Origin of the sequence: Arthrobacter sp. 2MCAF14 (assembly GCF_052115645.1) — a bacterium.
Taxonomy (GTDB): Bacteria; Actinomycetota; Actinomycetes; order Actinomycetales; family Micrococcaceae; genus Arthrobacter.
In genome coordinates this window covers 1-3,426 of the sequence record NZ_JBFRHB010000083.1, presented here as the reverse complement: position 1 = coordinate 3,426, position 3,426 = coordinate 1, and the positions used below count along the sequence as shown (strand labels likewise).

3 protein-coding genes are annotated in these 3,426 nt (G+C 61.4%); all 3 read right to left on the bottom strand.

Translation table 11 applies throughout. From position 1 onward, the window contains the following. The coding region (glgP, locus tag AB4074_RS24560) for an alpha-glucan family phosphorylase (RefSeq protein WP_441415716.1) at positions 1–764 on the bottom strand (764 nt) is incomplete at its 3' end. Positions 765–1,306: 542 nt separating this feature from the next. Beyond that, complete coding sequence (locus AB4074_RS24555) at positions 1,307–2,323, bottom strand: LacI family DNA-binding transcriptional regulator (protein WP_441415715.1); 1,017 nt, start codon at positions 2,321–2,323, stop codon at positions 1,307–1,309. A gap of 391 nt (positions 2,324–2,714) precedes the next feature. Then, positions 2,715–3,041, bottom strand: a complete 327-nt coding sequence (locus AB4074_RS24550; RefSeq protein ID WP_441415714.1) for a hypothetical protein — start codon at positions 3,039–3,041, stop codon at positions 2,715–2,717. Positions 3,042–3,426: the final 385 nt, after the last annotated feature.

Below are 3,426 nucleotides of genomic sequence, written 5' to 3'. Positions count from 1 at the left end.
CCCAGCAGCAGTTCCTGCTGCAGGCGGTGGTCACCTCCGCCGCCGTAGAGGCGGTCCGTGATCCCGCGCGCGGCGTCGTCGTTGGCCGGAACGTTCGAATCCAGCAGCAACAGCGGCACGCGCCCGACGTCGGCCCGCCAGATGTGCGCCCGCAGCGTCCGGTCACCCGGCAGTGGAAGCGTGACTAGAGCCGGCGAACCGTCTTGCTCACGAAGCATTGTCAGGGGCAGACCGTCCGGGTCCAGGACCGGGTAAGTCTCCTGCTGCCAGGCGTCCCGGGAAAGGGACTGCTTGAAATAGCCCGCCTGGTACAGCAGTCCGACGCCGATCAGCGGGACGCCCAGGTCCGAAGCAGCCTTAAGGTGGTCACCGGCCAGGATCCCCAGGCCGCCGGAATACTGCGGAAGTACCTCGGTGATGCCGAACTCAGGCGAGAAATACGCGATGCAAGCCGGAGCATCCGGACCCAGCCCCTGGTACCAGCGCGGCTCGCTCAGATACCGGTCCAGGTCCGCCGCCGCCTGCTGAACGCGCTCGACGACGGCGCCATCCGCCGCGAGCTCCTGCAGTTCCTCGCGACTGACCAGGCCCAGGAAGGTCATGGGGTCATGCTCGCTATGTTCCCAGGCCTCGGCGTTCAGTGCCGAAAACAGTTCACGTGTCGGCAAATGCCAGGACCAGCGCAGGTTCTTCGCGAGTCGAGCCAGCGGGGCGATTGCTTCCGGCAGAACCGTTCGTACAGTGAACCGTCGAATCGCTTTCACTTCCGGCCACCTTCGAACGCGGACTGGGCCGGTTTGGTCGACGTTTCCATGCGGGTTACCTCCAAGAGGTTGTTGTGATGATTGGGGAGATGTTGGCTAGGGGTGGGACCACCGCGGGGCTGGGTGGGGAGGCCTCTGCGGGCACAACCGGCACAGGGCAAGCGCTTACATGCTTTGGATGGGCATCATTGGCCCCTCCTGCGCCCGGTCCCGGAACTCAGAAGCAGGCGGCGGTCCCCAGGTTCCGTCCTTGCACTATTCCGGGTCGTAATATCGGCCGCATCTTCAACACGCAGGACTGGTACCGAATGATTCCAAGCACGACTTACTTCCTTAGTCTCCGGGAACTCTGATCGGTGACCATCCGCCATGTTGTATAGGAGGAATCTCATCGCCGTTCGTCGACGCGCCTTGTCGACGCGGGTCGATGGCTCGACAGTAGTTGGCGGCGCAACGGTGTGTCAAATGTCACAATCGTGTGTGATCGGACCGCGTAATGATTGCCTCGGATTGGCGGATTACACCCGAACGGCGAGGTGATTCTACGGCTGGGTGGCACGTGCCACGGCGGTGCTTCCGCGCAACGTCAGCACCGGTTCGGCGAGCCATTGCAGGGCTTCTGCGCCCTCGCTCCTGAGGCGCCGGGCAAGGAATTGTGCAGCCTCACGCCCCATGACGCTGGGTTCGGCGGACGCCGTCGTCAGGGCGGGCATGAAGCGCTCCGCAGAGCCGGCGCTGGTGTTGATCGCGACAATGGAGAGAGACTCAGGGACTCGCCAACCGTGGGCCGCCGCCGCACCCAGAAGGCCTGCAGTAGCCGCTTCGTTGATCATCACGAGTCCGGTGGTTTCCGGGGATCCTTCCAGGATCTGTCCGAACACCTCGCGACCACCGGCAAATGAGCTCGCGGTTGGGAACAGCCGAGCAGTGATGCCGTGCCGCGACGCGGCAGCCGCCACGGCATCCCAGGATCGGACCATCGGACCGTAGCCGGTGTCCAGGGACTCCCGCGAATGGGTCACGAGGCCGATTTCTGTGTGTCCCAGGCTGGCGAGGTGCGACACTGCCAGCTCGCCCATGGCTTCGAAATCCGCGTCGACGAATGTCAGGCCAGCGGCATCCGCTGGCCGTCCGATGGTGACGAATGGAACACCCGTTTCGAGCAGGACCGGAATCCGTTCATCAAATGACCTGACTTCCATCAGGAGGATTCCATCCACCAGGCCTTGGGCCACGATCCGCTGCATCTCGCCCAGGTCGTCGGGGTCCATTGGCCACAGAAGAAGATGGTATCCGTCGACACGCGCTTGTTCGGCAGCACCTTGGACGTATTCGAATTCCGTGGTGTTCATGCCTTGCTCCCCGACCGGGAAAATCAAGGAGAGGATGCCGGTCCGCTTGCCGGCCAAACCCTGGGCGAGCAGGTTCGGCGTATAGCCAAGGTCGGACATGGCCTTCAGGATGCGCTCGCGCGTTTCGGGTGCAATCGGCCGAACACCACTGAGGGCATAGGACACAGTGCTCCTGGAAACGCGGGCTACCCGCGCAACATCGGCCATAGTTACCAAGGACTATCCCCCTGTATTGTCGGTGGCTGGTCGGCGATGGGCCCGCAAGTGACCACAATCCGCCGGACGGCGATGCCCACAATAGTAAACCGTAATCGGTTGGCAAAGTGATGGAGGCATGCTGAACCCACTGTTGCATACACTCAACAGCTACGCGAGGGTGCGGTCCATCGACCCCGAGAGGTGTGATTCCGAAGGGAAGGATGTATTGGGCGGAGTTGCATGGTTTGCGCCGGTGCAAATCGGAGTCGGGGCCCTCACCGATCGCGGATTTTTTTGCTGACTCGCGTCATGGCGCGGATCCGGGCGGAAGCTCGTGCCGAGGCGGGCGAGGGTCTTGACGACTTAAGGTTCACGCAACCGGGCCGGCGTCGAACAGGGACTAGCTCAGGGGCTGCAAGCGGGCGTCGAATCGTCCCAAAGATTCCCAGTTGCCGAATGCCGGGATCGGTTCCCAATGAGCGGAGACATCGACATCCCTGTAGTGAACGACAGATACTTTTGGCCGTGACTTGTCATTTGTCTCAACTTCCACGACGCCGTCCGTTTTATAAAACATAGATACTATCTGGATGCACTCATTTCGAGCGTAGTGGTTCGTCATGTCGGGGTAGGTATAAGAGGTGATGGCCTCGAGGAATAAGCGCTCCCCTGGCTCTCGCCAGCGCGCGTCGGCGACAGCCAATTCATACAGGGGCACTGTAGGCATGCCTCCAAGCTAGCGCCCTTGTCGGTAAACAAGCCAATAAAAGTCGTCGCAACGCCGCCTAATGCTTTAGCTCCTCATGCCAGTTTGGGTAGTCATCAGGCTTCGGGTACCAGGCAGGAATCTCATCTGCAGGGCGAGGGTAACGCTCCAGGTCCAGCAAGTAATTCTCCGGCTGGGGCTCAAAGTCGCAGGACGGCTTCTCATCGTAGTTGTACTTGATGTTGAACTGTCCAGTCTCACGCACTGATATGTAGGTCTGGTTGTCAAGAGTGCATGGATGAGCGGCTCCTGGGTTTTGTTCCGGAGGCCGCTCATCGTGTACCGGCCGGTTGTGGTGTTGTGCGGGCGAGTCGTTTTTCCGACTGCAGTGTCAGGCTGACATTCG

Excerpts from the sequence above, each read along its gene's own strand:
- AB4074_RS24555 (WP_441415715.1), bottom strand. The coding sequence starts at position 2,323 with ATGGCCGATGTTGCGCGGGTAGCCCGCGTTTCCAGGAGCACTGTGTCC.
- AB4074_RS24550 (WP_441415714.1), bottom strand. The coding sequence starts at position 3,041 with ATGCCTACAGTGCCCCTGTATGAATTGGCTGTCGCCGACGCGCGCTGG.